The organism is Micromonospora sp. DT48, assembly GCF_049844495.1.
Lineage (GTDB): Bacteria > Actinomycetota > Actinomycetes > Mycobacteriales > Micromonosporaceae > Micromonospora.
This window is the reverse complement of the sequence record NZ_JBNCLE010000002.1, coordinates 12,562-38,445: the sequence shown is the minus strand read 5'-3', so window position 1 is coordinate 38,445 and position 25,884 is coordinate 12,562. Positions and strand designations below refer to the sequence as shown.

Genomic DNA, 25,884 nt, shown 5'->3' with positions numbered 1-25,884 from the left:
GGTGACGTGCCTGTCACCTACAGTGCCCGATGCGGAGGGTTGCGCGCTACTCGCCGAGGATGGTGTTTACGCAGCTAGAAGGGCCATTGTGGGGTCAATCGAGCTGGCGTGCCGGGCGGGCCGGATTACCGACCGCTACGACGTTGGCGGGGATGTCGCGGGTCACCACGGCGCCCGCGCCGACGACCGCGTTGGCACCGACGGTGACTCCGGCGAGGACTATCGCCCCGCCGCCGAGCCAGACGTTGTCGCCGATGGTGATCGGTCGAGCCGCCTCCCACTTCGCCCGGCGCGGCTCCGGTTCCACCGGATGCGTGGGGGTGAGCAGCTGCACGTTCGGACCGATCTGCACGTCGGCGCCGATGGTGATCGGTGCGACGTCGAGGAAGACCGCGTGGTAGTTGACGAAGCTGCGGGGTCCGATCCGGATGTTGTAGCCGTAGTCGCAGTAGAACGGTGGCCGGATCCCGGTCTCCTCGCCGAGTTCGCCGAGCAGTTCGTGTAGTGCCGCCCGGCGCGCCTCCTGGTCGTCGACGCCGCTGTTGTTGATCTGTTCCATCAGGCGCAGGGCACGGAGGTGGTCGGCGACCAGTTCCGGATCGTCGGCGAGGTACGGCTCACCGGCGAGCATGCGTTCCTTCATGGACGTCATCCGTCCGATCATGCCCGGCTCCGCCACGGCTAGGACTCAACTTCGTCGAATTTATGACTCCCATTTGCATACTCGGTATGCAAGTCTGATGGAAGTCGATGTGTCCTACATCGATATATACGCTCCAGAGGAGGATTCAGTTGCGACGAAGGAGCAAGCTGACAGCTACCGGACTCGTTCTGGGTCTGGTGCTCGGCGTACCGGCGGCGGCCACGGCCGCACCGGCCCCGCTGGCAACGGCCCCACCGGCCCACGCCCCGACCAGCCGACCGGACCTCGGTCGCGCCACTGTCACCCTGATCACCGGCGACCAGGTGACGGTCACCGCGAACGGCGCGAGCGTACGCCCGGCGGACGGGCGGGACGGCATCCGCTTCATCACCCAGCGCAAGCGGGACCACCTCTGGGTGGTGCCGCAGGACGCCCTGCCGTTGATCCGCGACGGACGGGTCGACCGCCGACTCTTCGACGTGACCGGGCTGATCGCCGCCGGCTACGACGACGCGCACCGGGACGACCTGCCGCTGCTCATGACCTACGGGTCGGCCGCCCGACGGGCCGGTGCCCCGGCCGGGGTGACCGTCACCCGTGACCTGGCCGCCATCGGTGGTGTCGCGGCCAGCGCCGACAAGCAGCACGCGGGCCGGCTCTGGGCCGAGGTCGCCGGCATGCGAGGTGCCCGGTTCGACGCGGCGGGGGGTGTCGAGCGGATCTGGCTCGACGGCCGACGGCAGCTGACGCTGGAACACAGTGTGCCGCAGATCGGAGCACCCGCCGCCCACCAGGCCGGCTTCACCGGGCAGGGGGTACGCGTAGCGGTGCTGGACACCGGCGTCGACGCCGCGCACCCCGACCTGACCGGCCGGGTCGCCGAGTCGCGGAACTTCACCGAGGAGGAGAACCCGGGCGACATCGTGGGGCACGGCACCCACGTCGCCTCGACCATCGCCGGCAGCGGTGCCGCCTCCGGCGGTCGCTACCGGGGCGTGGCACCCGACGCGACCCTGCTCTCCGGCAAGGTCTGTGAGGAGTACGGGTGTACCGAGTCGGCCATCCTGGCGGGGATGCAGTGGGCCGCCACCGAGGCCGAGGCGGACGTGATCAACCTCAGTCTGGGCGGGACGGACACCCCCGAGGTCGATCCGCTGGAGGAGGCGGTGAACGCCCTCACCGAGCAGACCGGCGCCCTCTTCGTGATCTCCGCCGGCAACTCCGGACGGAGCGGGACGGTCGGCTCACCGGCCAGCGCCGACGCCGCGCTCGCCGTCGGCGCGGTCGATCGCGACGACGAACTCGCCTACTTCTCCAGCCAGGGCCCGCGCGTCGGTGACGACGCCCTCAAGCCGGAGATCACCGGGCCGGGCGTGGACATCGTGGCCGCCCGAGGGCAGGGCACGCAGCTCGGTGACCCGGTCGGCGAGGAGTACGTCTCACTCTCCGGCACCTCGATGTCCGCACCGCACGTCGCCGGTGCGGCGGCGCTGCTCGCCCAACAGCACACCGAGGCGACGGCGGAATGGCTCAAGGCCGCCCTCATGGCCTCGGCCCGGCCGCATCCGGAGCTGAGCGCGTACCAGCAGGGGGCGGGCCGGGTCGACGTGGCGCGCGCCATCACCCAGTCGGTGGTCAGTGAACCGGCGAGCGTCTCGTTCGGCCGGACGCTGTGGCCGCACGACGACGACGAGCCGATCGAGCGCGAGGTGACCTGGCGCAACACGGCCACCACGCCGGTCACCCTGGAGCTCAGCGTCGAGGCCACCGGCCCGGACGGGGAACCCGCGCCGGCCGGCGTGTTCACGCTCGGCGCGGAGCAGATCCAGGTGCCGGCTGGCGGCACCGCGTCCACCACGGTCACGGTCGACACCAGCGGCGACGGCCCGGACGGTCACTACACCGGCCGGGTGGTCGCCCGGTCCGGCGATCTGGTGGCGCTGACCCCGCTGGCGGTGCACAAGGAGGTGGAGAGCTACACCCTTTCCGTGCGCCACCTCGATCTTGAGGGCGGGGTGCCGGACTACTACGTGAGCTTTCTGATCGGGTTGGACGACTTCAGCGACATCTTCTTCTCCGACCCGGACGGCACCGCCGAGGTGCGGGTGCCCAAGGGGCGGTACGGCCTGGCCAGCTTCCTGGTCGACGAGACCGACGAGAGCCTGGTGCTGATGGCCCAGCCGGAACTGGTGGTGGCCGCCGACGGCGAGGCCGTGGTGGACGCACGCGTGGCGAAGCCGGTACGCATGACCGTGCCGGACCGGTCGGCGACGCCGGCTCTGGTCGCCGTCGACGCGACCTTCCAGTTCGACGACGGGTCGGCCTCGTTCGGCGCGATCGCCGACGACTTCGGCGGGCTGTTCAGCGGACAGGTCGGCCCCCGGACCTCGGCGGATCACTTCTTCGCCGCGTTCCACAGCCAGTTCGCCGACCTGGAGGCGGCCAGCAGCCCGTACCTCTACGCACTCGCCGAGATGGTCCCGGGTCGGCTGCCGTCCGGATTCACCCGCGACTACCGCCGCAAGGATCTGGCCACCGTCAAGCCGACCTTCACCGACAGCCATCCGGGCACGGTCGCCGAGCGGGTGTCCTTCGCCCAGTTCGAGCCCGACGTGGGCGGCTGGGCGGTGGGCCTGCCGGTCGCGGTGCCGGGCAAGCGGATCGAGCACTACAGCACCAAGGCGGTGCGCTGGAACACCGAGCTGTGGTCCGGCACGGTCAGCGACGACTCGCCGTGGCTCGAACCGGTGGCCGTGTTGTTCTCCGAAGCGATGGCGTACCGGGGTGGACGCACCTACCAGGAGGTCTGGAACGGCGCACCGCACGGCCCGTCGTTCCCGGCGCCGCGGTGGCCGGAGGAGGGCCTGACCCGGCAGGGCGACCTGATCACCCTCTCCGTGCCGCTGCACAGCGACGCGGCGGGACACCCGGGTGGTTCGCTGGTGGACACCGGGCGTACCGCGCTGTACCGCGACGGCAAGTTGGTCGGTGAGTCCTCGGATCTCGGCTGGGCTCAGTTCGAGGTGCCGGCCGGGCCCGCCAGGTACCGGTTGGAGACCTCGGCGAAGCGCTCCTTCACCGATCTGAGCACCGAGGTCGCCACCACCTGGACGTTCCGGTCCCGGCACGTCCGGGGCGACGAGCCGGTCCGGCTGCCCGCCTCGGCGATCCGCTTCGCACCGCGACTGGACGAGCGGAACACGGCTGCGGCGGGTCGGGCCTTCGTGATCCCGGTCGCGGTGCAGCGGCAACCCGGTGCACCGGCGGCGAAGACGACCTCGTTGACCGTCGAGGTCTCCTACGACGGCGGTAAGCGCTGGCAGCACGCGAAGCTGCGCAAGGTCGGTAACGGCTGGCAGGCCACCGTGCAGCACCCGCGCGGCCCCGGCCACGTGTCGCTGCGGGCCACCGCCCGCGACGCCGACGGCAACACCGTCACCCAGCGGATCATCCAGGCGTACCGCCTGCGGTGAGCCGCACCCCGGTGGTCCCGCCCCGGGCGCGGGCGGGACCACCGGGGTCCGAGGCGTTAGGAAGGACCCCTTCCTATACGTGAGGCGTTAGGAGGGGGCCCTTCCTTGCTCGTCAGTCGTTGGCGTGCAGCGCGGCGTTCAGCTCGATGCCCCGGCCGGTGCGGGGCCGGGCCTCCAGCGCACCGGAGACCGAGTTGCGCCAGAACAGCAACCCGTCGACGCCGGACAGTTCACGGGCCTTGACGACCCGGCCGTCCGGAAGGCTGATCTTCGAGGCGGCGGTGATGTAGCAACCCGCCTCCACCACGCAGTCGTCACCGAGCGAGATGCCGACACCGGCGTTTGCGCCGACCAGGCTGCGCTCGCCGATGCGTACCTTGTCGGTGCCGCCGCCGGAGAGGGTGCCCATGATGGAGGCGCCGCCGCCGATGTCCGAACCGTCACCCACCACCACGCCCTGCACGATGCGCCCCTCGACCATCGAGGTGCCGAGCGTGCCGGCGTTGAAGTTGACGAAGCCCTCGTGCATGACGGTGGTGCCGGAGGCGAGGTGCGCGCCGAGCCGGACCCGGTCGGCGTCGGCGATCCGCACTCCGGAGGGCACCACGTAGTCGGTCATCCGGGGGAACTTGTCCACCCCGTAGACGCCGAGGTGGCGGCCGGCGGCCCGCTCGATGACGCGCAGTTCGTCCACCCGATCCGGTGGGCACGGCCCGGCGGAGGTCCAGGCCACGTTGGCCAACTTGCCGAAGATGCCGTCGAGGTTGATCTCGTTGGGGCGCACCAGGCGGTGGGAGAGCAGGTGCAGCCGCAGGTACGCGTCCGAGGCGTCCTTGATCGGGTCGTCCAACGAGCCGATCACGGTGACCACCTGGACGGTACGCAGACCCGGCAGGGCCCGGTCGCCGATCGCGCCGGGCGGCAGGTCGAGCACGTCGGCCTCGTCCTCACCGGCCACCAGCGGCAGTTCACCGAGGCCCAGCTTGCCGGTCGGGTACCAGGTGTCGAGCACCTGGTCCTCGGCGGTGACGGTGGCCAGGCCGATGCCCCACGCGGATTGTGTGGACGTCACTTACTCACCCCTCGCTCCCTGCTGGGTTGGCTGCTCGCGACCGCTGGCGAGCCGCCGCGTGCCTCGGCGACGGGCTCGCGCCGCACGGTCGCCGGTTGTGACGGTACCGTGCGGACCATGGAGAACCCGCTTACCCCCGAGGTCCTCGCCGATCCGGTGGCGTTGACCCGTGCGCTGGTGGACATCGAGTCCGTGTCCCTCAACGAGAAGGCCATCGCCGACTGCGTGGAGGAGGTGCTGCGGGTCGCTCCGCACCTGACGACCTACCGGCACGGCAACACGGTGATGGCCCGTACCGACCTGGGGCGGGCTTCCCGGGTGGTGTTGGCCGGCCACCTGGACACCGTGCCGTTGAACAACAACTTCCCGTCGACCCTGCGCGGTGACCTGATGTACGGCTGTGGCACCTCGGACATGAAGTCCGGGGTCGCCTTCGCGCTGCACCTCGCGACGAGGCTGGCCGAGCCCCGCTACGACGTGACCTACTTCTTCTACGAGGCCGAGGAGATCGAGTCGAAGTACAACGGGCTGCACCTGGTCGCGCAGGCGCACCCCGACTGGCTGGAGGCGGACTTCGCCCTGCTGCTGGAGCCGACCCACGGCGTCGTCGAGGCCGGCTGCCAGGGGACCATGCGGGCGGTCGTGGTGACCACCGGGGTTCGGGCCCACTCGGCCCGTTCCTGGCACGGTGTCAACGCGGTGCACGGTGCGGGGGAGGTGCTCCGCCGCCTGTCGGCGTACCAGGCCCGACGGGTGACCATCGACGGGTGCGAGTACCGGGAGGGTATGAACGCGACCCGCATCCACGGCGGGGTCGCCGGAAACGTGGTGCCGGACCGCTGTGAGATCGAGGTTAACTACCGGTTCGCGCCGGACCGCACCCCGGCCGAGGCCGAGGCGCACCTGCGTGAGGTTTTCGCGGACTACGAGCTGACGGTGACCGACTGCGCGGCCGGTGCGCTGCCCGGGCTGGAGGCCGCCCCCGCGCGGGAGTTCCTGGCGGCGGTGGGTGCCGCGCCGATCGGCAAGCTGGGCTGGACCGACGTGGCCCGGTTCGCGGCGATGGGGATCCCGGCGCTGAACTTCGGCCCGGGGGATCCGAACCTGGCGCACCACCCGGACGAGCACGTCGAGATCAGCAAGATCCGCGAAGGGGCGGCCACCCTGCACCGCTGGCTCACCGCCGCCTGACCGGCCGGCGTCCGCGTGGACGCCGCGACAGGTCAGACCGAGGTCAGACGGGACTCGGTGCCGGAGTCGGTCGGCGGCTCGGGTGGGGTTTCGAGCAGGCGGCTGCGGCGGCGCTCGGCCACCAGGTCGCGGATGCGTCGCTGCATCTGTCGGCGAATCCTGATCCGTTCGCTGTTGTTGATCACGCTGTCTCCTCCCCCGAAGCCCGCGCGCCGGGGCATACCCGGTATGTGAATAGTAAGACGTACGGCAAAGCGAATTGGTTGCACAAGATCACAAAGTGTTTGCCGGGTTCTCTGGCTGGACTCCACTACGGTTGCTTCCATGACCCAGAGCAACCGGCGTGAACGGGGGCGGGAGCGGCACCGGGGCGCTGTCACACTCCGTCGTCAGTCGATCACCGGCAGCACTGCGGACCAGAGTCTGCTGGACTCCCGCGCGCGGGCCGACTGGAAGACAAAGGACGCCTGGCGGGCGCTGCGCATCCTCTCCGAGTTCGTCGAGGGCTTCGACACCCTCGCCGACCTGCCGCCGGCGGTCAGTGTCTTCGGTTCGGCGCGCAGCAAGCCGGACAGTCCCGAGTGCCAGCTCGCCGAGGCGTTGGGCGCGGCACTGGCCCGGGCCGGCTACGCGGTGATCACCGGCGGCGGTCCCGGCGTGATGGAGGCGGCCAACAGAGGGGCCAGCGAGGCCGGGGGTCACTCGGTCGGCCTCGGCATCGAACTCCCCTTCGAGCAGGGCATTAACGAGTGGGTCGACCTCGCCATCGACTTCCGCTACTTCTTCGCCCGCAAGACCATGTTCGTCAAGTACGCCCAGGCGTTCGTGGTGCTACCGGGCGGCTTCGGCACCATGGACGAGCTTTTCGAGGCGCTCACCCTGGTGCAGACCGGGAAGGTGACCCGGTTCCCGGTGGTGCTGATGGGCACGGACTACTGGCAGGGTCTGCTCGACTGGTTGCGGGACACGATGGCCGCCGAAGGCAAGATCGGCCCGGTCGACCTGGAGCTGATCTGCGTCACCGACGACGTCGCCGCGGCGGTCCGGCACATCGTGGAGGCCGAGGCCGCGCTCAATGTCGAGCAGGAGGCCGTACGCGAGGAGGCGGTCGCCCGGACCGCCGCCGCCCAGCAGGCCGCGGCCGACGCTCCGACCGCGACCGACGGCTCCGCGGGAGGCTGACCGGTGGCCGCGATCTGCGTGTTCTGCGCCTCGTCGCGCACCCTCGACCAGCGTTGGCTCGACCTGGCGGCCGAGACCGGCGCGCAGCTCGCCCGGCGCGGGCACACCGTGGTCAGTGGCGGCGGCCGCGTCGGGATGATGGGCGCGCTGGTCGAAGGCGCACGGTCGGCGGGAGGCCGCACGATCGGTGTCATACCGCAGGCGCTGGTCGACCTGGAGGTCGCCGACCTCACCTCCGACGAGTTGCTGGTCACCGACTCGATGGCCAGTCGGAAGATCCTCATGATAGAGAAGTCGGACGCCTTCCTCACCCTGCCCGGCGGCCTCGGCACGCTCGACGAGCTTTTCGAGGTCTGGACCACTGCGACGCTCGCCCTGCACCACAAGCCGATGGTGTTGGTGGACACCGACGGCTTCTACGGCCCGCTGCTGGCCTGGCTGCGTGATCTCGCCGGTCAGAGGTTCCTCAAACCAGCCGGGTTCAACCTGCTCCGGTCGGTCGACACCGTCCCTGGTGCTATCGACCTGATTGAATCCCAGCTCACCTGAGCCGACGGCGGCTCACCCCGCCGGTGGTCGGCGCGAGACGCGCCCGGCTGGTCGGCACGGGGCACAGCCGGGCGGTCGGCGTGGGGCGCGGCGGGATGGTCGGCGTCTGGCGCGGTGCCGAGCAGCGCTCCCACCTCGCGGTATGTCGAGCGTTCGGGCGTCTACCGGGCCGGGTAAGGCGCGTCGAGCGGTGTCGCAGGGCCGTGATGGGATGGCGGGATGCAGGCGTACCGGTTGGTGCGTCGGCCCGCAGGGCCGACCGAGGGGAGCAGCCCGTCCGCCGGGCCGCCCTCGGCTGCTGCTCGACCGCAGGCCGCCCCGGCTCAGACCGGGCCAGGGCAGGCGAACCCGGGCCAGTCCGCGCCGGGTCAGGAAGCGCCGGGTCAGGCTGCCGCCGGTCGGGTGGATCCGCGTCAGGCGGAGGTCATCGCGCACACCGCCGGCCCGATGCTCGTCCTGGGTGGACCGGGCACCGGGAAGACGCACACCCTGGTCGAGGCGGTCACCGCCCGGGTCACCGAGGGAGTCGACCCGGAGCGGATCCTGGTGCTCACCTTCAGCCGGCGGGGTGCCGCACAACTGCGGCACCGGATCGAGGCGCGGATCGCCGCCACCGGGCAACGGGTGCTGCGCGAGCCGCTGGTGCGCACCTTCCCCGCGTACGCCTTCGGTCTACTGCGGCGGGCCGCCGCAGAACGCGGCGAGCCCTCACCCCGGCTGCTCACCGGCCCGGAGCAGGATCTCGTCATCCGTGAGTTGCTGGCGGCCGTCGACGCGGAGTCCGACGCGGAACCCGACGACGATCCGGTCGGTTGGCCGGTCGACCTGCGGCCGGCGCTGCGTACCCGGGCATTCGCCGCCCAGTTGCGTGACCTGCTGATGCGGGCCGCCGAGCGCGGGGTGGGCCCGGTCGAGCTGGCCAGGATCGGTGAACGACTCGGTCGCGCCGACTGGCCCGCCGCCGCCCGCTTCCTACGGCAGTACGTCGCCGTGCTGGCCCTGCGCGACGTGGCCAACCGTGGCTCGGTCGCGTACGACCCGGCGGAGCTGGTCCGGGCGGCCACCGGGATGCTGCGCGACGACCCGGAACTGCTGGCCGCCGAGCGACGCCGGTTGGCGTGCGTCTACGTCGATGAGCTGGCCGACACCGATCCCGCGCAGCTGGAGCTGCTGGAGACGGTGGCCGGCGGCGGGCTTGCGCTGGTCGCCTTCGCCGATCCGGACTCCTCCACGTACGCCTTCCGGGGAGCCGACCCGACGGGCGTGGCGACCTTCCCGCACCGGTTCCGCACCGCCTCCGGCGCTCCGGCCGCCCAGGTGCTGCTGACCACCAGCTATCGCGCGGGCGAGCGGCTGTTGGCCGCGACCGCCCGACTGGCCCGACGGCTGCGCGGACCGGCCGCGCATCGACGGCTGCGACCACTGCCGGACACGCCACCGGGCACCGTGGAGGTACGCACGTTCTCCTCGACCACCAGCGAGGCGGCGTGGCTGGCGCACGCCCTGCGGGAGGCGCATCTGCTCGACGGCGTGCCGTGGGCGCGGATGGCGGTGCTGGTCCGCTCCACCGCCCGGCAGCTGCCCGGATTGCGCCGGGCGCTGCACGCGGCCGGCGTGCCGACGGTGGTGCACGGCGAGGACCTCCCCCTGCACCTGCAACCGGCGGTCGCGCCACTGCTGCTCCTGCTGCGGTGCGCGCTGGAGCCGGAGCGGCTCGACGAGGAGGCCGCCGTCGCATTGCTGCACTCCCCGCTCGGTGGTGCCGACCCGTTGGCGGAGCGGCGGCTGCGGCAGGGCCTGCGTGCCCTCGCCCTGGCCCGGGGCGACCGCCGACCCTCGGGCGAGCTGATCGTCGAGGCGCTGCGCGACCCGGCCGAGCTGGCGGGAGTCGAGCGACGCTGGGCCGAGCCGGCGCAGACGGTGGCCGGGCTGCTGGCCGTCGCCCGGGAGGCGGCCGCCCGACCGGCCGCCACCGCCGAGGAGGTCCTCTGGGCCGTCTGGCGGGCCAGCGGGCTGGCCGAGCTGTGGTCGGCGGCGCTGACCCGGGGTCCGGGCGTGGCCGGCGAGGGTGATCTCGCCCGGCGGCGTCGGGCCGAGGCGGCCGACCGCGACCTGGACGCGGTGCTGGTCCTCTTCGACGCGGCAGCCCGCTTCACCGACCGGCTGCCGGGTGCGCGTACCGAGGTCTTCCTCGACCACGTCCTCGGTCAGGAGTTGCCGGCCGACACGCTCGCGCCGACCGCCGACCGGGGCGACGCCGTGCGGCTGCTTACCGCGCACGCGGCCAAGGGACACGAGTGGGATCTGGTCGCGGTGGCCGGGGTCCAGGAGGGTGTCTGGCCGGACCTGCGCCTGCGCGGCAGCCTGCTCGGTTCGGAGCGCCTGGTCGACGTGCTGGCCGGTCGAGGGGACGGCGCGGCCGAGGCGGCCACCGTGGTCGGGCAGACCTCCGCGTTGCTCGACGAGGAGCGGCGGCTGTTCCACGTGGCGGTGACCCGGGCCCGGCGACGGTTGCTGGTCAGCGCGGTCGCCTCCGCCTCCGTGGGCGGTGACGACCACGAGGAGCAACCCAGCCGTTTCCTCTACGAGCTGGGCGCCACCGACGATCCGGGGCAGCTGCCGCCGGGTCAGCCGGGCACCGCTCCGACGGAGCCGGGCGATGACGGCCCGGGTGCGTCCGCCGGGCGGCTGCCGTTGAGTCGGCCGCCCCGGGCGCTCACGCTGCCCGCGCTGGTGGCGGAGCTGCGTACCGCGTTGGTCGACCCGGCCGCACCGGTTACCCGGCGGCGCGCGGCCGCCGCCGAGCTGGCTCGGCTGGCCGCCGCCGGGGTGTCCGGCGCGCACCCGGACGACTGGTGGGGCCTGCGTCCCCTCTCCGACGACCGGCCCCTGGTCGACGACGGTGAGCCGGTCCGGGTGACGCCGTCGGGGATGGAGAGCGCGCTGCGGTGCAGCCTGCGGTGGTTGCTGGAGCGGCACGGTGGCAGCGCACCGACCAGCACCGCGCAGGGCGTCGGCAACCTGGTGCACGCGGCGGCGATGCTCGCCGAGGACGCCCGCGTCGACCGGGAGACGCTGCTGGACTACGTCGCCGCCCGCTTCGACGCGATCGAGTTGGCCGCGCGGTGGATGGTCGGCCCGGAGCAGGCCCGGGCCGAGGCGATGGTCGACAAGCTGCTGCGGTGGCTGGCCGCCAACCCGCGTCGGTTGCTCGCCATCGAACACGAGTTCGCGGTACGCCTCGACGACCCGCACCGGCCGGTCGAACTGACCGGCCGGGTGGACCGGTTGGAGGTCGACGCGGACGGCCGGTTGGTGGTGGTCGACCTGAAGACCGGCAAGTCCACCGCGGTCACCGAGGGGGAGGTGGCCGAGCATCCGCAACTGGGCGCGTACCAGGCGGCGGTGGAGGCGGGCGCGTTCGCCGAGTTCGGCGACGAGCCCGGCGGCGCGGCGTTGGTGCAGCTCGGCACCAGCGCGAAGGACGCCCGCGAGCAGGCCCAACCGCCGGTGACCGACGGTCCGGAGGCCGGCTGGGCGACCGCGCTGGTGCGTCGTACCGCCGACACCATGGCCGCGGCGACCTTCGCGGCGGTCGCCAACTCGAAGTGCCGGGTCTGCCCGGTGCGCAGCAGCTGCCCGGTCTCCGGCCAGGGACGGCAGGTGGTCGAACCGTGAGCCAACCGACCCTGTTCGAGCCGGTCCCACCGGCGCCTCGCACCGCCGACGCCGGGCCCCGGTACACGCCTACGGAACTGGCCAAGCTGCTGCGGCTGCCGGCACCCACCCGGGAACAGGCGGCGATCATCGCCGCGCCGGTGGAGCCGCTGCTGGTGGTCGCCGGTGCGGGCTCGGGCAAGACCGAGACGATGGCCGCCCGGGTCGTGTGGCTGGTGGCCAACTCGTACGTCCGACCGGAGCAGGTGCTCGGCCTCACCTTCACCCGCAAGGCCGCCGGTGAACTGGCCCACCGGGTACGCGTCCGGCTCGACCAGCTGATCCGGCGGTTGGGTCGACGCGAGCGGAATCCGCTCGACGACCCCCTCGCCGGTGAGCCGACGGTGGCCACCTATCACTCGTACGCCGGGCGGATCGTCACCGAGCACGGCCTGCGTGCCGGGTACGAGCCGTCGACCCGGCTGCTGACCGAGGCGTCCCGCTGGCAGTTGGTCGACATGATCGTGCGCAACTACGACGGGGACATGTCCGAGGTGGACCGGATGCCGAGCACCGTCACCGACGCGGTGTTGGCGCTCGCCGGCGAGCTGGACGAGCACCTGGTCGACCCGGACGAGCTGGCGGCCTGGACCGGCCGGTTCTTCGCCGACGTGCAGTCGCGTCCGGGGCGGATCTACGCGGGTGTGCGCAAGGCCCTCGCCCTCCAGCAGACCCGGCTGAAGCTGCTACCGCTGGTGCGTGCGTACGCCCGCCGCAAGGACGACTTCGAGGCGATGGACTTCGCCGACCAACTCGCCCGGGCGGCCCGGGTCGCCCGGGACCATCCCGCCGTCGGTGAGATCGAGCGCGACCGCTACCGGGTGGTGCTGCTCGACGAGTACCAGGACACCAGCCACGCCCAGGTGGTGTTGCTCCGCGCGTTGTTCGGCGGCGGCCACCCGGTGACCGCGGTGGGTGATCCCTGCCAGTCCATCTACGGCTGGCGGGGAGCCAGCGCCGGCACCCTGGACCGGTTCCCGACCGAGTTCGCCCGAGCCGACGGCAGCCCGGCGCGGGTGCTCGGGCTGACCACCAGCTGGCGCAACCGGCCCGAGATCCTCGCGGTGGCGAACGCGCTGGCCACGCCGCTGCGCGCGGCCGGTGCCCGGGTGCCGGAGCTGCACGCCGCGCTCGGCGTCGACGATCCGATCCCGCATCGCAGCCCACGCGGGGCAGCCGCCGGCACGGTGCACTGTGCCCTGCTGCCGACCTACGCCGACGAGGCCGACTGGATCGCCGACAGCGTGTTGGCCGCCTGGCGGGGCGCGGCCGGTGCGCCGGGCGCGCTGCCCGAGCAGATTCCGGTCACCCGTCGCCCGACCACGGCGGTGCTGGTCCGACTGCGGAGCCAGATCCCGCCGATCGCCGCCGCGCTGCGCGAGCGCGGCCTGCCGGTCGAGGTGGTCGGGCTCGGCGGCCTGCTGGACACCCCGGAGGTACGCGACGTGGTCTGCACCCTGCGGGTGCTGGCCGATCCGACCGACGGGGCCGCACTGCTGCGGCTGTTGACCGGCGCGCGGTGGCGGATCGGGCCCCGGGATCTGGTGGCCCTGCACCGTCGGGCCAGGGCCATCGCGGCGGCTCGCCGACGACTCGCCGACGACGGCGACCCGGAGATCACCCCTGATCGTCTCGACGAGGCGACCCTGGTGGAGGCGCTCGCCGACCTGGGGCCCGCGCAGGCCTACTCGGCCGAGGGGTACGCGCGGCTGCGCGCGTACGCCCGGGAGCTGGGTCTGCTGCGCTACCGCCTGGACCAGCCCCTGCCGGAGCTGATCGCGGACGTCGAGCGGACCACCGGGCTGGACGTGGAGGTGGCGGTACGGGCAGGCCGCGACGGCGCCGGTGACGCCGGTCTGGCCCGGGGGCACCTGGACGCGTTGGGTGACGTGGCCGCCCGGTTCAGCGGGGAGTCACCGGCCGCCACGCTCGCCGGTTTCCTGGCCTATCTCGCCGCCGCCGAGGAGGAGGAGCGCGGACTCGCCCCGGGCGAGGTGGAGGTGGTCGAGGGTGCGGTGCAGATCCTCACCGCGCACGCGGCCAAGGGGCTGGAATGGGACGTGGTGGCGGTGGCCGGGCTGAGCCGTGGCGTGTGGCCCGGGCCGGTCCGCAACTCCGACCACTGGCTGGGTGGTCTGGGCGTGCTGCCGTTCCCGCTGCGGGGAGACGCCGACGGGCTGCCGGAGCTGGCCCTGGCCGAGGCGGACGACCAGCGGGGGGTGGCCCGGGCGTTGGAGGACTTCACCGACGCCTGGCGGGCCCATGACGAGCGGGAGGAACGACGGCTGGCGTACGTGGCGGTGACCCGGCCGCGCCGCCTGCTGCTCTGCTCCGGTCACTGGTGGGGTGACGGCACCAAGCGTCCGCGCGGCCCGTCGGCGCTGCTCCGCGAGGTGTACGACGCCTGCCTGGACGCGGGCGCCGGTCACCTGGTGGACGAGTGGACTCCGGAACCGGCACCGGACGCGGTGAATCCGACCACCGAGGTGGTGCTGCGGGCGGAGTGGCCGGCGGATCCGCTCGGCCCCCGCCGTCCGGCGTTGGCCGAGGCGGCTGCGCTGGTCCGCCGTTTCCTGACCGACGGCGACGAGCAGGCCCCGGCCGAGGCGGCCGGTTCGGATCCGGAGGTGGCCCGCTGGCGGCGGGAGACGGACCTGCTGCTGGCGGAGCGGGCGGAGTTGAGCCGGCTCTCCGGCCCGGTCGAGGTGCCGCTGCCCGACCATCTGTCGGTGACGCAACTCGTCGCGTTGCGTCGGGATCCGGCCGGGCTGGCTCGGGCCCTGCGCCGCCCGATGCCGACCGAGCCCAACCCGTACGCCCGCCGGGGCACCGCGTTCCACGCCTGGCTGGAGCAGCGGTTCGGGGCGGACCGGCTGCTCGACACCGACGAGTTGCCCGGGGCGGCGGACGCGGACGCGGCACCGGACGAGGCGCTGGCCGAACTTCAGCGCCGCTTCCTGGCCAGCGAGTGGGCGGACCGTACCCCGATCGAGGTGGAGGTGCCGTTCGCGACGGTGATCGGCGGCGTGGTCGTACGCGGCCGGATGGACGCGGTGTTCCGCCGGCCCGGCGACCGCTTCGACGTGGTCGACTGGAAGACCGGCGCCCGGCCGGAGGGGGCCGCCGCCGAGGTGGCGGCGGTGCAGTTGGCGGTCTACCGGCTGGCCTGGGCGGAGCTGGCCGGCGTGCCGGTGGAGCGGGTCGGCGCGGCGTTCCACTACGTACGGGACGGGGTGACCGTCCGTCCGGCCGACCTGCTCGACGCCGACGGGCTGACCACGTTGATCAGCTCGGTTCCCGAGTCGGAGTGAGGCACTGGCGCGATGCCGGTTTCGTGGTAGGGTTCCTCTCGTTGCAGTTTCGGTTACCAGCTCTGTTTGCGCCTGGCGGAATGTGGCCCCAGGCGCTCTTTGTTATGTCCGGACATCTCCGGGCGGGGCGACCAGCAGCGACAGGCGTTTCGGGCAGGTTCGTCCGAAACATTCCTCCTCAACTCCGCAACAAGTGTGGGGTTGACGTTCCGTCAAGGAGACGAAACAAGCATGGCTATTGGCACCGTCAAGTGGTTCAACGCTGACAAGGGCTTCGGCTTCATCACCCCGGACGGCGGCGGCGCGGACGTCTTCGCCCACTTCTCGGCAATCCAGACCTCCGGCTACCGCAGCCTCGACGAGAACCAGCGGGTCGAGTTCGAGGTCGTGCAGGGCCAGAAGGGCCCGCAGGCGGAGAACATCCGTCCGGTCTGACCTCCGGTCACCCGGTTATCGGCCGGGTCGCCCCGTGCAATCGCGCACTGGTGGCGGCCCGGCCGTCGGTCTTTCCCAGCGGACGCTGGCCGGCTGCGTGGCCGCCGTCACCGGCCGGTCCGCTCCCGCGTTCTAGCTCCGACCAGGACCGCAATCCTGAGTCGGCAATCAGCATTCCGAGCGTCGGGTGGGCGACAGTCATCCTGGACCCAGTTCGAAATCCTGACTGCCGGGGGGAACGAGCCGGGGGCTCGGGTTCGGCAGGGGGAGAGGGCGACGATGGTGGGTACGGCAGCGCGTGAGCTGCTCCTGGTGATCGCGGTGGCGGCAGTCGGACTGCTGCTGGCCACGGTCGTGGCCTTCACTCCCTGGCCGGTCGAACCGGGCGGCCCCGCTCCGTCCGGGCTGGTGGACCTCCAACGACCGGCACCGACCGAGCACTCCGGCAGCGCGTCGGGCTGACCGGACGAGTTCGTCGGCCGGCCGTCGTACCGGACCGGTCGCCGTGTGCTTCGTCGCGTAGGCACCGGTGGGCACGCTGAGACGTTAGGGTCGGATCCGTGCCGACCCGTAGAGCGAGAATTCCAGCGACGAGGTATCCGGTCGAACGGCTCACCCTCGACAACGGCCTCCGGGTCGTGCTGACCCCCGATCGCAGCGCCCCGGTCATCGGGGTGGCGGTCGTCTACGACGTCGGCATCCGGTCCGAACCGCAGGGGCGTACCGGCTTCGCGCACCTCTTCGAGCACCTGATGTTCCAGGGCTCGGAGAACCTGGAGAAGCTCGCCCACTTCCGGCACGTGCAGGGCGCCGGTGGCACCTTCAACGGTTCCACCCACCTGGACTACACCGACTACTTCGAGACCCTGCCGAGCAACGCCCTGGAGCGGGCGCTGTTTCTGGAGGCCGACCGGATGCGCGGCCCCCGCCTGACCGAGGAGAACCTGCGCAACCAGGTCGACGTGGTCAAGGAGGAGATCCGGGTCAACGTGCTCAACCGGCCGTACGGCGGTTTTCCCTGGTTGACCCTGCCACCGGTGCTGTTCGACACCTTCCCCAACGCGCACGACGGATACGGCTCCTTCGACGATCTGGAGTCGGCCACCGTCGCCGACGCCGCCGACTTCTTCCGGCGCTACTACGCCAGCGGCAACGCGGTGCTGGCGGTCAGTGGGGACATCGACACCGCCGAGGCCGTGACGCTGATCGAGCGGCATTTCGGTGACGTGCCGGCCCGCCCGGCACCTGACCGGCCGGACTTCGACGAGCCGGACCTGACCGCCGAGCGCCGTTCCGCGTACACCGACCAGTTGGCTCCGCTGCCGGCGGTGGCGTCGGCGTGGCGGGTGCCCGACCCGATCGACGACTTCGCCGCCTACCTGCCGTACGTGGTGCTGGCCGAGGTACTCACCGACGGTGACGCCTCGCGACTGGTGGGGCGGCTGGTGCACCGGGACCGGGTGGTGACCAGCATCGGTGGCTACCTGGGCGTCATGGGTGACCCGTTCGACGTACGCGACCCGACCGCGCTGGTCGTCCAGGCGCATCTGCCGCCCGGCGGCGATGCCGACAAGGTGCTGCGGGTCCTCGACGAGGAGTTGGACCGGCTCGCCCAGGGCGGGCTCGAAGACGGCGAACTGACTCGCACCCAGGCGCGGATGGCGACCCACCTGCTCCGCGAGACCGACGCGGTGCTCGGCCGGGCGCTGCGGATGGCGGTGTTGGAGCAGCAGCGCGGCGAGCCGGGCTTGCTCGGCGAGCTGCCCAGCCTGCTCGGCGCGGTCACCGAGGAGCAGGTCCGGGCCGCCGCGGCCACCCTGCGCCCGGAACGCCGCGCCTCCGTCGAAGTCATCCCCGGCGGTGGCCGGTGAGCGCGAGGAGTGAGCCGGTTTTGCGAGCCCCGCAGTCGCGAACGAAGGACGGCTCGGTGAGCGCGAGGAGTGAGCCGGTCTTGCGAGCCCCGCAGTCGCGAACGAAGGGTGGGTTCCGTTGACCGCGACCGCGCAGCGTCGACCGCTGCCGCCGCTGGGTCCGACCCGGCGGCTCAAGCTGCCCCGGCAGGCCGAGCGCACGCTCGCCAACGGGCTTACCGTCATCGTGGTCCGCCGGCCTGCGGTCCCGCTGGTGGAGCTGCGGCTCTGGATGCCCTTCGGGCGGGTCAACCTGGCCCGGAGTCATCTGCTCACGCAGACGTTGCTCTCCGGTACGGAGACGATGAGCAGTGTGCAGATCGCCGCCGAGTTGCAGAAGATCGGCGGTGGGCTCTCCGCAGGGCTCGACCCGGACCGGCTGATGCTCTCCGGCACCGGTCTGGCCACCGGGCTGGACCGGATGCTGGAGATCCTCGCGGAGGTCCTCACCGGTGCCACCTACCCGACCGATTGGGTGGGCGTCGAGCGGGATCGGCTCGTCGACGGGATAGAGGTCGCGCGGAGCCAACCGGCGCACCAGGCCCGGACGGCGTTGCTCCGGCGGATCTTCGGCAAACACCCGTACGCCACGCAGACACCGGAGCCGGAGCAGGTCCGGGCCGTACGCCCGGCGGCGTTGCGGTCGCTGCACGCCCAGCGGGTGCATCCGGCGGGCGCGGTGCTCGTGCTGGTCGGCGACCTGCGTCCGGAGCGGGCGCTGGACGCGGCCGAGAAGGCTCTCGGCGACTGGAGCGGCGCCGGGCACGAGGCCCGGGTGCCGCCCATCCCGCCGCTGGCACCGGGGCCGTTGTTGCTGGTCGACCGGCCGGGTTCGGTGCAGTCGTCGATGCGGGTGGCGTTGCCGGCGGTGCCGCGTACGCATCCTGACCACGCGGCGTTGCAGCTGGCCAACCTGATCTTCGGCGGCTACTTCTCCTCCCGCTGGGTGGAGAACATCCGGGAGGACAAGGGCTACACGTACGGGCCGCACTCGCTGATCGAGCATTCGGTCTCCGGCTCGGTGCTGGTGGCCGCCGCCGAGGTGGCCACCGAGGTGACGGCACCGGCCCTGGTGGAAACGATCTACGAGCTGGGCCGGATCGCCACCGTGCCGCCCGATGCGGACGAGTTGGAGCAGGCCAGGCAGTACGCCCTCGGCACGCTCCAACTCGGCATCTCCACCCAGGCCGGGCTGGCGTCGTTGGTCAGCGCGTACGCCGGCAACGGGCTGCGGCTGGACTACCTGGCCGAGCACGCGGCCCGGCTGACCAAGGTGAGCGTCGACGACATCACCGAGGTGGCGGCCCGTTATCTCGCCCCGGCACGAGCGGTCACGGTGGTGCTCGGTGACGCCGAGCGGGTTGCCGCATCGCTGGCCACGCTGGCCCCGATCGAAACCGCTCCTGTCCCGTGTTGAGGCGGCACCGTCGTCCGGTGGGCACCCGCGCGGCCTGGCGTCGCGGGGGAGCACCGTGGTGAGCGGGGGCGTGGAGAACACCCCGCCGCTGGCCCGCTCCACGCTGGACCGTGCGGCGCACCGGCGTACCGACCCGCAGTGGTTGGCGCAGGCTTGGGCCGGGGCGCGGGTGCTGGTCCTGGACGTCGAGACGGGTGGGCGGGCGCTGGTGCGTACCGACACCGCCGCGCCGGAGTTGGTGCTGGTGACCGCCGACGCCCTGCCACCGGCACTCGCCTCGGGCGCGATGTTCCTCGGCGTCGAGCCGGACGGGGTGCCGGTCTTCTGCGTGCACAGCGCGTTACCGGTGACTGCGCAGACCCGACCGGCTCACCTGCGGGAGGTCGGGCATCTGCTCAGCGACCGGGACGCCGGGCTGTTCACCACCGCGTTGGCGTTGACCAACTGGCATCTGCGGCACCTCTACCACCCGGTCACCGGGGAGCCGACCCGGGCGGACGAGGCCGGCTGGACCCGGGTGGACAGTACCGGCGAGCGGGTGTGGCCGCGTACCGATCCGGCGATGATCGTGCTTGTGCACGACGGGGTCGACGGCGGCGAGGGCCGGTGCCTGCTCGGCAACAACGCCACCTGGCCCAGCAAGAAGGGCGTCCGGCGGTTCTCCTGTCTCGCCGGCTACCTGGAGCCGGGGGAGTCGGCCGAGGCCGCGGTGCTGCGCGAGGTCCGCGAGGAGGTCGGCGTCGAGGTTTCCGACATCACGTACGCGGGCAGCCAGGCCTGGCCGTTTCCCGGTTCGCTGATGCTCGGTTTCCTGGCCACCGCCGATTCGGCGCAACCGCTGCGGACCGACCCGGTCGAGATCGCCGAGGCGCGCTGGTTCTCTCGGCAGGAGATCGAGGCGGCGCTGGCCGGTCGACCGGTCGAGGTGGGCGACGCCCGGCTGCTGCTGCCTCCGCCCTCGTCGATCGCGCTGTTTCTGGTGCAGCGCTGGCTGGAACGCAGTTCCTGACGGAACGGTTCGGCCCCGGTCCGTGACCGTCGTTGCCGCGGCGGTCACGGACCGGGGACACCGGCCGTCGTGGTCGGCTGGGTGAGGAACTCGGCGGGGGAGCCGGTCGACCACGACGGACGTGGGGTGGATCAGGTGCCGGGCCGTCCGGGGGCGGCCCGCCGGTGGCGGGTCTCGTCCAGCGGCAGCACCTTGACCCGTTGCTTGCCGGAGCGTACGGCGCCCACGGTGGCGATGGCGCGGGCCAGCAGCAGTGCGGCGTCGCGGTCGTCGGCGTGGACGACCTGGCGACGTGGCTCGGGCCGGGCGGTCTCGTCTCGCAACCGTCGACCTCCGGCCCAGGCGGCGGTGATGTCGGTGTCGGCGGCGGCGCGTATCTCGGTGCGAACGATCAGGAACCGCATGGGGGTCTCCGGATGTGTCGCGACGGGGTGGAACCGTGGAAGTTCCACGTCACGGACGTCATCGTACGCCCGCCCCGCGTCCCAGCAAGTGAAACGCGCCCATTGGCGTACAGGCTCGACCGATCATCCGATCCCTGCTCAGGGGTTGTCGGACGACGACAGGGCCGCCGGCTCGACAGCCGACGGCCCGTTTGGACGCCCGGGTGTCAGGGCGTGCCGAACTCCCCGTTCCTGGCACCGGAGATGAAGGTCTGCCAGCCGGCCCGACCGAACAGCAGCACCGGGCCACCACGGTCCTTGCTGTCGCGCAGCGCCACTGCGGCGGGACCGTCGGACAGCGGTGCGACCTCCACGCAGTTGGAGGTCTGGCTGCGGGTACTGGTGCGCCAGGGTGCGTCCGCGAGCTGGGCGAGGACGGCTGTCGTGTTGCGGAACTCGTTCATCGTTGCGCTCCTGTGGTGAACCGATGGAACGAGTGGCACCGCACGTCCCGACGGTGACCGGTGGTGGTCACCGTTCCGTCAGGCGCCCGGAGGCTCTGCGGCGTTGAGCCGGCGCCGTTGCCGGACCACCCGCCACAGTGGGCGGGGTCGCCGCGGCGGACAGCTGTCCCGACGACTCCATCAGCCAGGAGAGGGTGTCCGATGCGGAGAGTGCCGCCGTGCAGAGCCACTCGAACACCACTTTATAGCGATTTATGGTGATTGCATCGGTCGACATGACGTCGGTGAAGCCACCTTCGATCGCGAGCGTTTCCGGATCGTGGGGATCGGCGAAGCGATAGAGCGAGAACGCGGTCGGCGGGAGGTACCACTGGCCGATCGGGGCGTCCCGGGGAAGCACGTGCAGCGTGACGTTCGGCAGTAGGGCCAGCTCGCAGAGCTGCGCCAACTGTTCCCGGAGCACCTCGGGGGGCCCGGCCCGGCGACCGAGCGCGGACTCCTCCAGCACCGCCGTGTAGCGGGGCGGATCGGTTTCCCGGGTGAGTGCCGACTGGCGCGCCAACCGGGCCTTGATCTCGGTTTCGATCTCGTTGTCGGCCTCCGGGACGCCAGCGGCCTGGTCGACCTGCCAGGCGGAGGAGATCCGCATCCGGGCGTACCCGGTGGTCTGCAACAGCCCCGGCACCAGCACCGGGTTGTACTCGGAGATCTCCGCGCAACCCGCCTCCAACTCGGCGAAGCCGCGCTGTTGTTGGGTCATCGCCGGATATCGCTTCAGCCACCCACGCATGTCACCGGCCTCCTGGGTGATGCTGAGCAACTCCGCCCGGACAGCGTCGTCGACGCGGTACAGGTCGAGCAGATCCCGGACGTCACCCGGGTCGGGTCGGCTGCGACCGTTCTCCAGGCGGGACAGTTTGGACGCGGAAGCCCAGCCGACGCGTTCGATGACCTGGTCGCCGGTGAGCCCGGCGGCCTCGCGCAGTCGGCGCAGCTCAACGCCGAGTCGGCGGCGGCGCAGGATCGGGCTGGGTGTGGCAGGAGGCACAGTGTCCTCTTTTCCGTCGACCGCCGCGGACGCGACGGTAACTGTATGAAATTCGCCCCCCACGGCCAGTATGGACGTCGCGACCGGCGTCGGAGGTACCGGCGGAGGGCGTGTCCCCAGAAGTACGCAGACCCGACAGCCACTCCGGTCGGCGCGATCCGCGTCGCCGGCTCCGCCGATTCCACCCACCCCGTGTCGCGCCCCCGGAGGATCAATGCGCACCGTCCTGAGTCGCCCGGACTTCCGCCTGCTCTTCGGTGGACTGCTGGCCAGCATGACCGCGGAGTCGATCCTGTTGCTGGCGCTCGCCGTCTGGGTGAAGGACCTGACCGGATCGGATGGGCTCGCCGGTGCCACGATCTTCGCGATCCTCGCGCCACGGATGCTCGCGCCGCTGGTCGGATGGTTCGTCGACAGGTATCCCGGCCGTCCCCTCTTCGTGATCACCAACCTCGCGACGGCGTTGCTGCTCACCCCGCTGTTCGCGGTCCGCGACGCGGGCGACATGTGGATCCTGTACGCGGTGGCCGCGTCGTACGGGTTGTCGAACCTGACCATCGGTACGGTGCTCAGCCGCCTGGTGCGGGAACTGGTGCCGCCGGACCTGCTCGGTGAGGCGAACGGGGCGTTGCAGACGGCTCGGCAGGGACTGCGGTTGATCGGCCCGCTCGCCGGTGCCGGTCTCTATCTGGCGCTCGGCGGATGGCTGCTGGTCGTGGTGGGGATTGTCGGATTCCTGCTCGCCGCCGTGGTGGTCGGTACGCCTCGGACGCTCCCCGGGCCCAGCGAGCTGCCGGCCGGGCCACGCGAGTCGCCGGCCGCGACGGCCACCGCCCGACTCCGCTGGCCGGAGGAACTGATCGCCGGACTCCGCCACCTGGCGGGCGAGCCGGCGCTGCGGCGGGCGTTGCTCGGGTACGGCCTCGGTTCGCTGGTGATGGGCTTCACCGAGACGCTGATCTTCGCGTACGTGGACCGAGGGCTCGGGCGGGATCCGGCCTTCGTGAGCGTGCTCTTCACCACGCAGGGCATCGGCGGTCTGGTGGGTGGGCTGTTCTCGGCGGCCGTGCTGCGTCGGGTCGGTGAGCTGGGCACCCTGGCCCTCGGGGTGGCGCTCTTCGGACCTGCCGCGCTGCTGCTGGCGTACCCGAATCTGTGGCTCGGCCTCGTCGCGGTGCTGATGGCGGGCCTGTCACTGCCGTTGTCGATGGTCGGGCTGCACACCCTGATCCAGCGGCGGACCCCGGCGGAACTGCTCGGCCGGGTCGCCGCCGCCGCCGAGGCGGTGGTCAGGTTCCCGCAGGCGGTCTCGATCGGCATGGGCGCGCTGATCGTCGCCCTGCTCGACTACCGGCTGGTGTTCGTGGCGGTCGGTCTGGTCACCCTGCTCGCCGGCAACCACCTCTGGCGCGGCCGTCACCTGAGCCCGCCGTCCGGACCGGCGACACGCCCCCGGATCCCCACCCAGCGCTCCGGCCCCGGCGTGGCCGACCACGACGTCGTCGCCTCGGGTGGACGGCTACCCGAGGCGACGACATCATGATCGTGTGGGTCAGACGGCGAGACTCGCCAGGTGCTGCTTGACCTGGTTGATCGACGGGTTGGTCAGCGCGCTGCCGTCGGCGAAGCGCAGCGTGGGCACCGTCTGGTTACCGCCGTTGACCTGCATCACGAACGTGGCAGCCGCCGGATCCTGCTCGATGTCGACCACCTCGTAGGCGATCCCCTCCCGGTCGAGCTGCGACTTCAACCGGTGGCAGTAGCCGCACCAGGGGGTGGAATACATCGTCAGCATGGTCAGATCCTCCAACGTCACGCCCGGTGGCTTGCCGATCAAGCACGGGCTATCCGCTGCAACATCAGGGGAAGCTGCGACAATTCCCCGCTGTGGTGGTTAACTCCGCAGCCGATCGCGTGCTGGCCGGGCTCGATCCGGAGCAACGCGCGGCGGTGACCGCCCCGGCCGGCCCGGTCTGTGTGCTCGCCGGAGCGGGCACCGGGAAGACCCGGGCGGTCACCTCCCGGATCGCGTACCGGGCGCTGACCGGTGAGATATCGGCCCGGCATGTGCTGGCGGTCACCTTCACCGCCCGCGCCGCCGCCGAACTGCGCCAACGGCTCGCCGCGGCCGGTGTGGCCGGCGTACAGGCACGCACCTTCCATGCGGCGGCGCTGCGTCAGGTGCGGTACTTCGCGCCCCGGCTGCTCGACGGCCGGGCCATGCCCGAGTTGCTGGACAGCAAGGTCAGGTTGGTCACCCTCGCGGCCGCGCGAGCCGGTCTGCGGGCCGACCGGACGGCCGCCCGCGACCTCGCCGGTGAGATCGAGTGGGCCAAGTCCTCCCTGGTAGAGCCGAGCGAGTACGTGGTGACCGCGGCCAAGGGGCTGCGGGAGACCACACACGAGCCGGCGAAGGTGGCGCAGGTGTTCGCCGCGTACGAGAAGCTCAAGCGCACCGGAGGTGTAATCGACTTCGAGGACGTGCTGCGGGCCGCGGTGTGGGGGATCGAGGAACATCCGGACGTCGCCGAACAGGTCCGCAACCAGTACCGACACCTCGTCGTGGACGAGTACCAGGACGTCAACCCGTTGCAGCAGCGGCTGCTCGACGCCTGGCTCGGCGGACGTGACGACCTGACCGTGGTCGGCGACGCCTCCCAGACCATCTACTCGTTCACCGGCGCCACCTCGGCATACCTGGTCGACTTCCCCCGGCGCTACCGGTCGGCCACCGTGGTCCGGCTGGTCCGGGACTACCGTTCGACACCCCAGGTGGTGGGGCTCGCCAACGCGGTCATCTCGCAGGCGCGGGGCACCGAGGCGCGGCTGCGCCTGGAGTTGGTCGGGCAGCGTCCGGCCGGTCCGGAACCGGAGCGGCGGATTTTCACCGACGAGCCGGCCGAGGCCGCCGCCGTGGCCGCCCGCTGCCGCGCGTTGATCGACGCCGGCACCCCGGCCCGCGAGATCGCCGTGCTGTTCCGCACCAACGCCCAGTCCGAGGCGTACGAGAAGGCGCTCGCCGAGGTGGGCGTGCCGTACCTGGTCCAGGGGGCGGAGCGGTTCTTCGAGCGCGCCGAGGTCCGGCAGGCGATGGTCGCGTTGCGGGCGGCGACCCGGTCCCTACCCGGTGAGATGCCACTGCCGGCGGCGGTGGTCGAGGCACTGGCCGGCGTCGGCTGGGCACCGGACGCGCCGCCGCCCGGCGGCGCCGCCCGCGAGCGGTGGGAGGCGCTGGCCGCGCTGGTGCAGCTCGCCGAGGAGTACGCGGCCACCCCGGAGCTCCTGCCGCTCGGGGTGGCCGCCACGGTGGAGCGCCCGGCCACCCTGACCGACTTCACCGAGGAGTTGGCCCGGCGGGCGGCCCAGCAGCACGTACCGACCGTGGAGGGGGTGACCCTGGCCTCCCTGCACTCCGCCAAGGGGCTGGAGTGGGACGCCGTCTTCCTGGTCGGCCTGGCCGAGGGCACCCTGCCCACCACGTACGCGCGCACCACCGAGCAGGTCGAGGAGGAACGCCGCCTGCTCTACGTCGGCATCACCCGGGCGCGGCAGTGGCTCTGGCTGTCGTACGCGTCGGCCCGTTCGCCGGGTGGCCGAGCGCGCCGGCCGTGTCGTTTCCTGCCGCAGCTGGCACCCACCTCGGCGACGGAGCGGGCCGGCGGGGGGCGGCCGGCACGGACCGCGCAGCGGCGTGCCGCCACCCGGATCGTCTCCTGCCGGATCTGCGGCACGACCCTGCTCTCCGGGCCGGACCGGAAGCTGGGCCGGTGTGCCACCTGCCCCTCCGACATCGACGACGAGCTGCACGAGCGGCTGCGCGAATGGCGGTCCCGGATGGCCGGGGCGCAGAAGGTGCCCGCGTACGTGGTCTTCACCGACGCGACGCTCGTGGCCCTGGCCGAACGGAGGCCGGGCCGGGCCGAGGAACTGGTCGCCATCGCCGGCATCGGGCCGCGCAAGCTCGGCCTGTACGGGGAGGCGGTGCTGGCGTTGGTGGGGGGCGCGGCGGTCGACGAAATCTGCCCACAGAAAAGTTCTGAATCTGACCGTTAATTCGTTTGCCCTCGCCCCGCAAGCAGG

The 25,884-nt window shown here is 72.2% G+C and carries 20 protein-coding genes; 13 read left to right on the top strand and 7 right to left on the bottom strand.

Annotated features, from left to right (window positions below; all coding sequences use genetic code 11):
• Nucleotides 1-94: 94 nt before the first annotated feature.
• Nucleotides 95-652, bottom strand: coding sequence for a sugar O-acetyltransferase (locus tag ACLQ2S_RS00335; RefSeq protein WP_425700885.1), 558 nt, complete (start codon nt 650-652; stop codon nt 95-97).
• A 140-nt stretch (nt 653-792) separates the two neighbouring features.
• Here ACLQ2S_RS00335 and ACLQ2S_RS00330 point away from each other — a divergent pair, with 140 nt between their 5' ends.
• The gene (locus ACLQ2S_RS00330; RefSeq protein WP_425700884.1) at nt 793-4,116 is read left to right on the top strand and encodes a S8 family serine peptidase; all 3,324 of its coding nucleotides are present in this window, start codon (nt 793-795) and stop codon (nt 4,114-4,116) included.
• A gap of 112 nt (nt 4,117-4,228) precedes the next feature.
• On the opposite strand, the gene dapD is transcribed toward ACLQ2S_RS00330, so the two are convergent.
• Complete coding sequence (dapD, locus tag ACLQ2S_RS00325) at nt 4,229-5,188, bottom strand: 2,3,4,5-tetrahydropyridine-2,6-dicarboxylate N-succinyltransferase (RefSeq protein ID WP_309222534.1); 960 nt, start codon at nt 5,186-5,188, stop codon at nt 4,229-4,231.
• Nucleotides 5,189-5,305: 117 nt separating this feature from the next.
• Here dapD and dapE point away from each other — a divergent pair, with 117 nt between their 5' ends.
• Nucleotides 5,306-6,379, top strand: a complete 1,074-nt coding sequence (gene dapE, locus ACLQ2S_RS00320) for a succinyl-diaminopimelate desuccinylase (RefSeq protein WP_155214659.1) — start codon at nt 5,306-5,308, stop codon at nt 6,377-6,379.
• Between the two features lie 32 nt (nt 6,380-6,411).
• On the opposite strand, the gene ACLQ2S_RS00315 is transcribed toward dapE, so the two are convergent.
• Nucleotides 6,412-6,564, bottom strand: coding sequence for a hypothetical protein (locus tag ACLQ2S_RS00315; protein ID WP_230462272.1), 153 nt, complete (start codon nt 6,562-6,564; stop codon nt 6,412-6,414).
• 139 nt (nt 6,565-6,703) lie between these two features.
• On the opposite strand from ACLQ2S_RS00315, the gene ACLQ2S_RS00310 reads away from it, so the two are divergent.
• From ACLQ2S_RS00310 to nudC, 9 genes are all read left to right on the top strand, one after another.
• Nucleotides 6,704-7,561 (top strand): TIGR00730 family Rossman fold protein, encoded by an 858-nt coding sequence (locus ACLQ2S_RS00310; protein ID WP_155214661.1) that lies wholly within the window; start codon nt 6,704-6,706, stop codon nt 7,559-7,561.
• Between the two features lie 3 nt (nt 7,562-7,564).
• A complete protein-coding gene (locus tag ACLQ2S_RS00305; protein ID WP_309222535.1) occupies nt 7,565-8,110 on the top strand; it encodes a TIGR00730 family Rossman fold protein in 546 nt (181 codons plus the stop codon).
• 447 nt (nt 8,111-8,557) lie between these two features.
• On the top strand, nt 8,558-11,788 hold the full coding sequence (locus ACLQ2S_RS00300; RefSeq protein WP_375335281.1) for an ATP-dependent helicase: 3,231 nt from the start codon (nt 8,558-8,560) through the stop codon (nt 11,786-11,788).
• Complete coding sequence (locus tag ACLQ2S_RS00295) at nt 11,785-15,138, top strand: ATP-dependent helicase (protein WP_425700883.1); 3,354 nt, start codon at nt 11,785-11,787, stop codon at nt 15,136-15,138. The genes ACLQ2S_RS00300 and ACLQ2S_RS00295 overlap by 4 nt, the downstream gene beginning before the upstream one ends.
• Before the next feature lie 231 nt (nt 15,139-15,369).
• Nucleotides 15,370-15,573 carry a cold-shock protein gene (locus ACLQ2S_RS00290; RefSeq protein WP_155214663.1) on the top strand — a complete coding sequence of 68 codons (204 nt, stop codon included), beginning with the start codon at nt 15,370-15,372 and terminating at the stop codon, nt 15,571-15,573.
• A gap of 279 nt (nt 15,574-15,852) precedes the next feature.
• On the top strand, nt 15,853-16,035 hold the full coding sequence (locus ACLQ2S_RS00285; protein ID WP_155214664.1) for a hypothetical protein: 183 nt from the start codon (nt 15,853-15,855) through the stop codon (nt 16,033-16,035).
• 98 nt (nt 16,036-16,133) lie between these two features.
• Entirely contained in the window at nt 16,134-17,444 is a 1,311-nt protein-coding gene (locus ACLQ2S_RS00280; protein WP_425700882.1) for a M16 family metallopeptidase, read from the top strand.
• A 118-nt stretch (nt 17,445-17,562) separates the two neighbouring features.
• Nucleotides 17,563-18,900 carry a M16 family metallopeptidase gene (locus tag ACLQ2S_RS00275; RefSeq protein WP_425700881.1) on the top strand — a complete coding sequence of 446 codons (1,338 nt, stop codon included), beginning with the start codon at nt 17,563-17,565 and terminating at the stop codon, nt 18,898-18,900.
• 55 nt (nt 18,901-18,955) lie between these two features.
• On the top strand, nt 18,956-19,909 hold the full coding sequence (gene nudC / locus ACLQ2S_RS00270) for an NAD(+) diphosphatase (RefSeq protein ID WP_309222539.1): 954 nt from the start codon (nt 18,956-18,958) through the stop codon (nt 19,907-19,909).
• Nucleotides 19,910-20,040: 131 nt separating this feature from the next.
• Here nudC and ACLQ2S_RS00265 read toward each other — a convergent pair whose 3' ends face one another.
• The 3 genes from ACLQ2S_RS00265 to ACLQ2S_RS00255 form a co-directional block, all read right to left on the bottom strand.
• Entirely contained in the window at nt 20,041-20,313 is a 273-nt protein-coding gene (locus tag ACLQ2S_RS00265) for a hypothetical protein (RefSeq protein ID WP_155214665.1), read from the bottom strand.
• Nucleotides 20,314-20,519: 206 nt separating this feature from the next.
• Nucleotides 20,520-20,756, bottom strand: a complete 237-nt coding sequence (locus ACLQ2S_RS00260; protein WP_155214666.1) for a DUF397 domain-containing protein — start codon at nt 20,754-20,756, stop codon at nt 20,520-20,522.
• A gap of 67 nt (nt 20,757-20,823) precedes the next feature.
• A complete protein-coding gene (locus ACLQ2S_RS00255; RefSeq protein ID WP_425700880.1) occupies nt 20,824-21,804 on the bottom strand; it encodes a helix-turn-helix domain-containing protein in 981 nt (326 codons plus the stop codon).
• Between the two features lie 214 nt (nt 21,805-22,018).
• Between ACLQ2S_RS00255 and ACLQ2S_RS00250 the strand changes: the two genes are divergently transcribed.
• Nucleotides 22,019-23,347 (top strand): MFS transporter, encoded by a 1,329-nt coding sequence (locus ACLQ2S_RS00250; RefSeq protein WP_425700879.1) that lies wholly within the window; start codon nt 22,019-22,021, stop codon nt 23,345-23,347.
• A 9-nt stretch (nt 23,348-23,356) separates the two neighbouring features.
• Here the strand turns inward: ACLQ2S_RS00250 and ACLQ2S_RS00245 are convergent, their stop codons facing one another.
• The gene (locus tag ACLQ2S_RS00245; RefSeq protein ID WP_155214669.1) at nt 23,357-23,599 is read right to left on the bottom strand and encodes a mycoredoxin; all 243 of its coding nucleotides are present in this window, start codon (nt 23,597-23,599) and stop codon (nt 23,357-23,359) included.
• A gap of 92 nt (nt 23,600-23,691) precedes the next feature.
• Here ACLQ2S_RS00245 and ACLQ2S_RS00240 point away from each other — a divergent pair, with 92 nt between their 5' ends.
• Nucleotides 23,692-25,857: an ATP-dependent DNA helicase UvrD2 gene (locus tag ACLQ2S_RS00240; RefSeq protein WP_425700878.1), complete on the top strand. Its 2,166-nt coding sequence runs from the start codon at nt 23,692-23,694 to the stop codon at nt 25,855-25,857.
• Nucleotides 25,858-25,884: the final 27 nt, after the last annotated feature.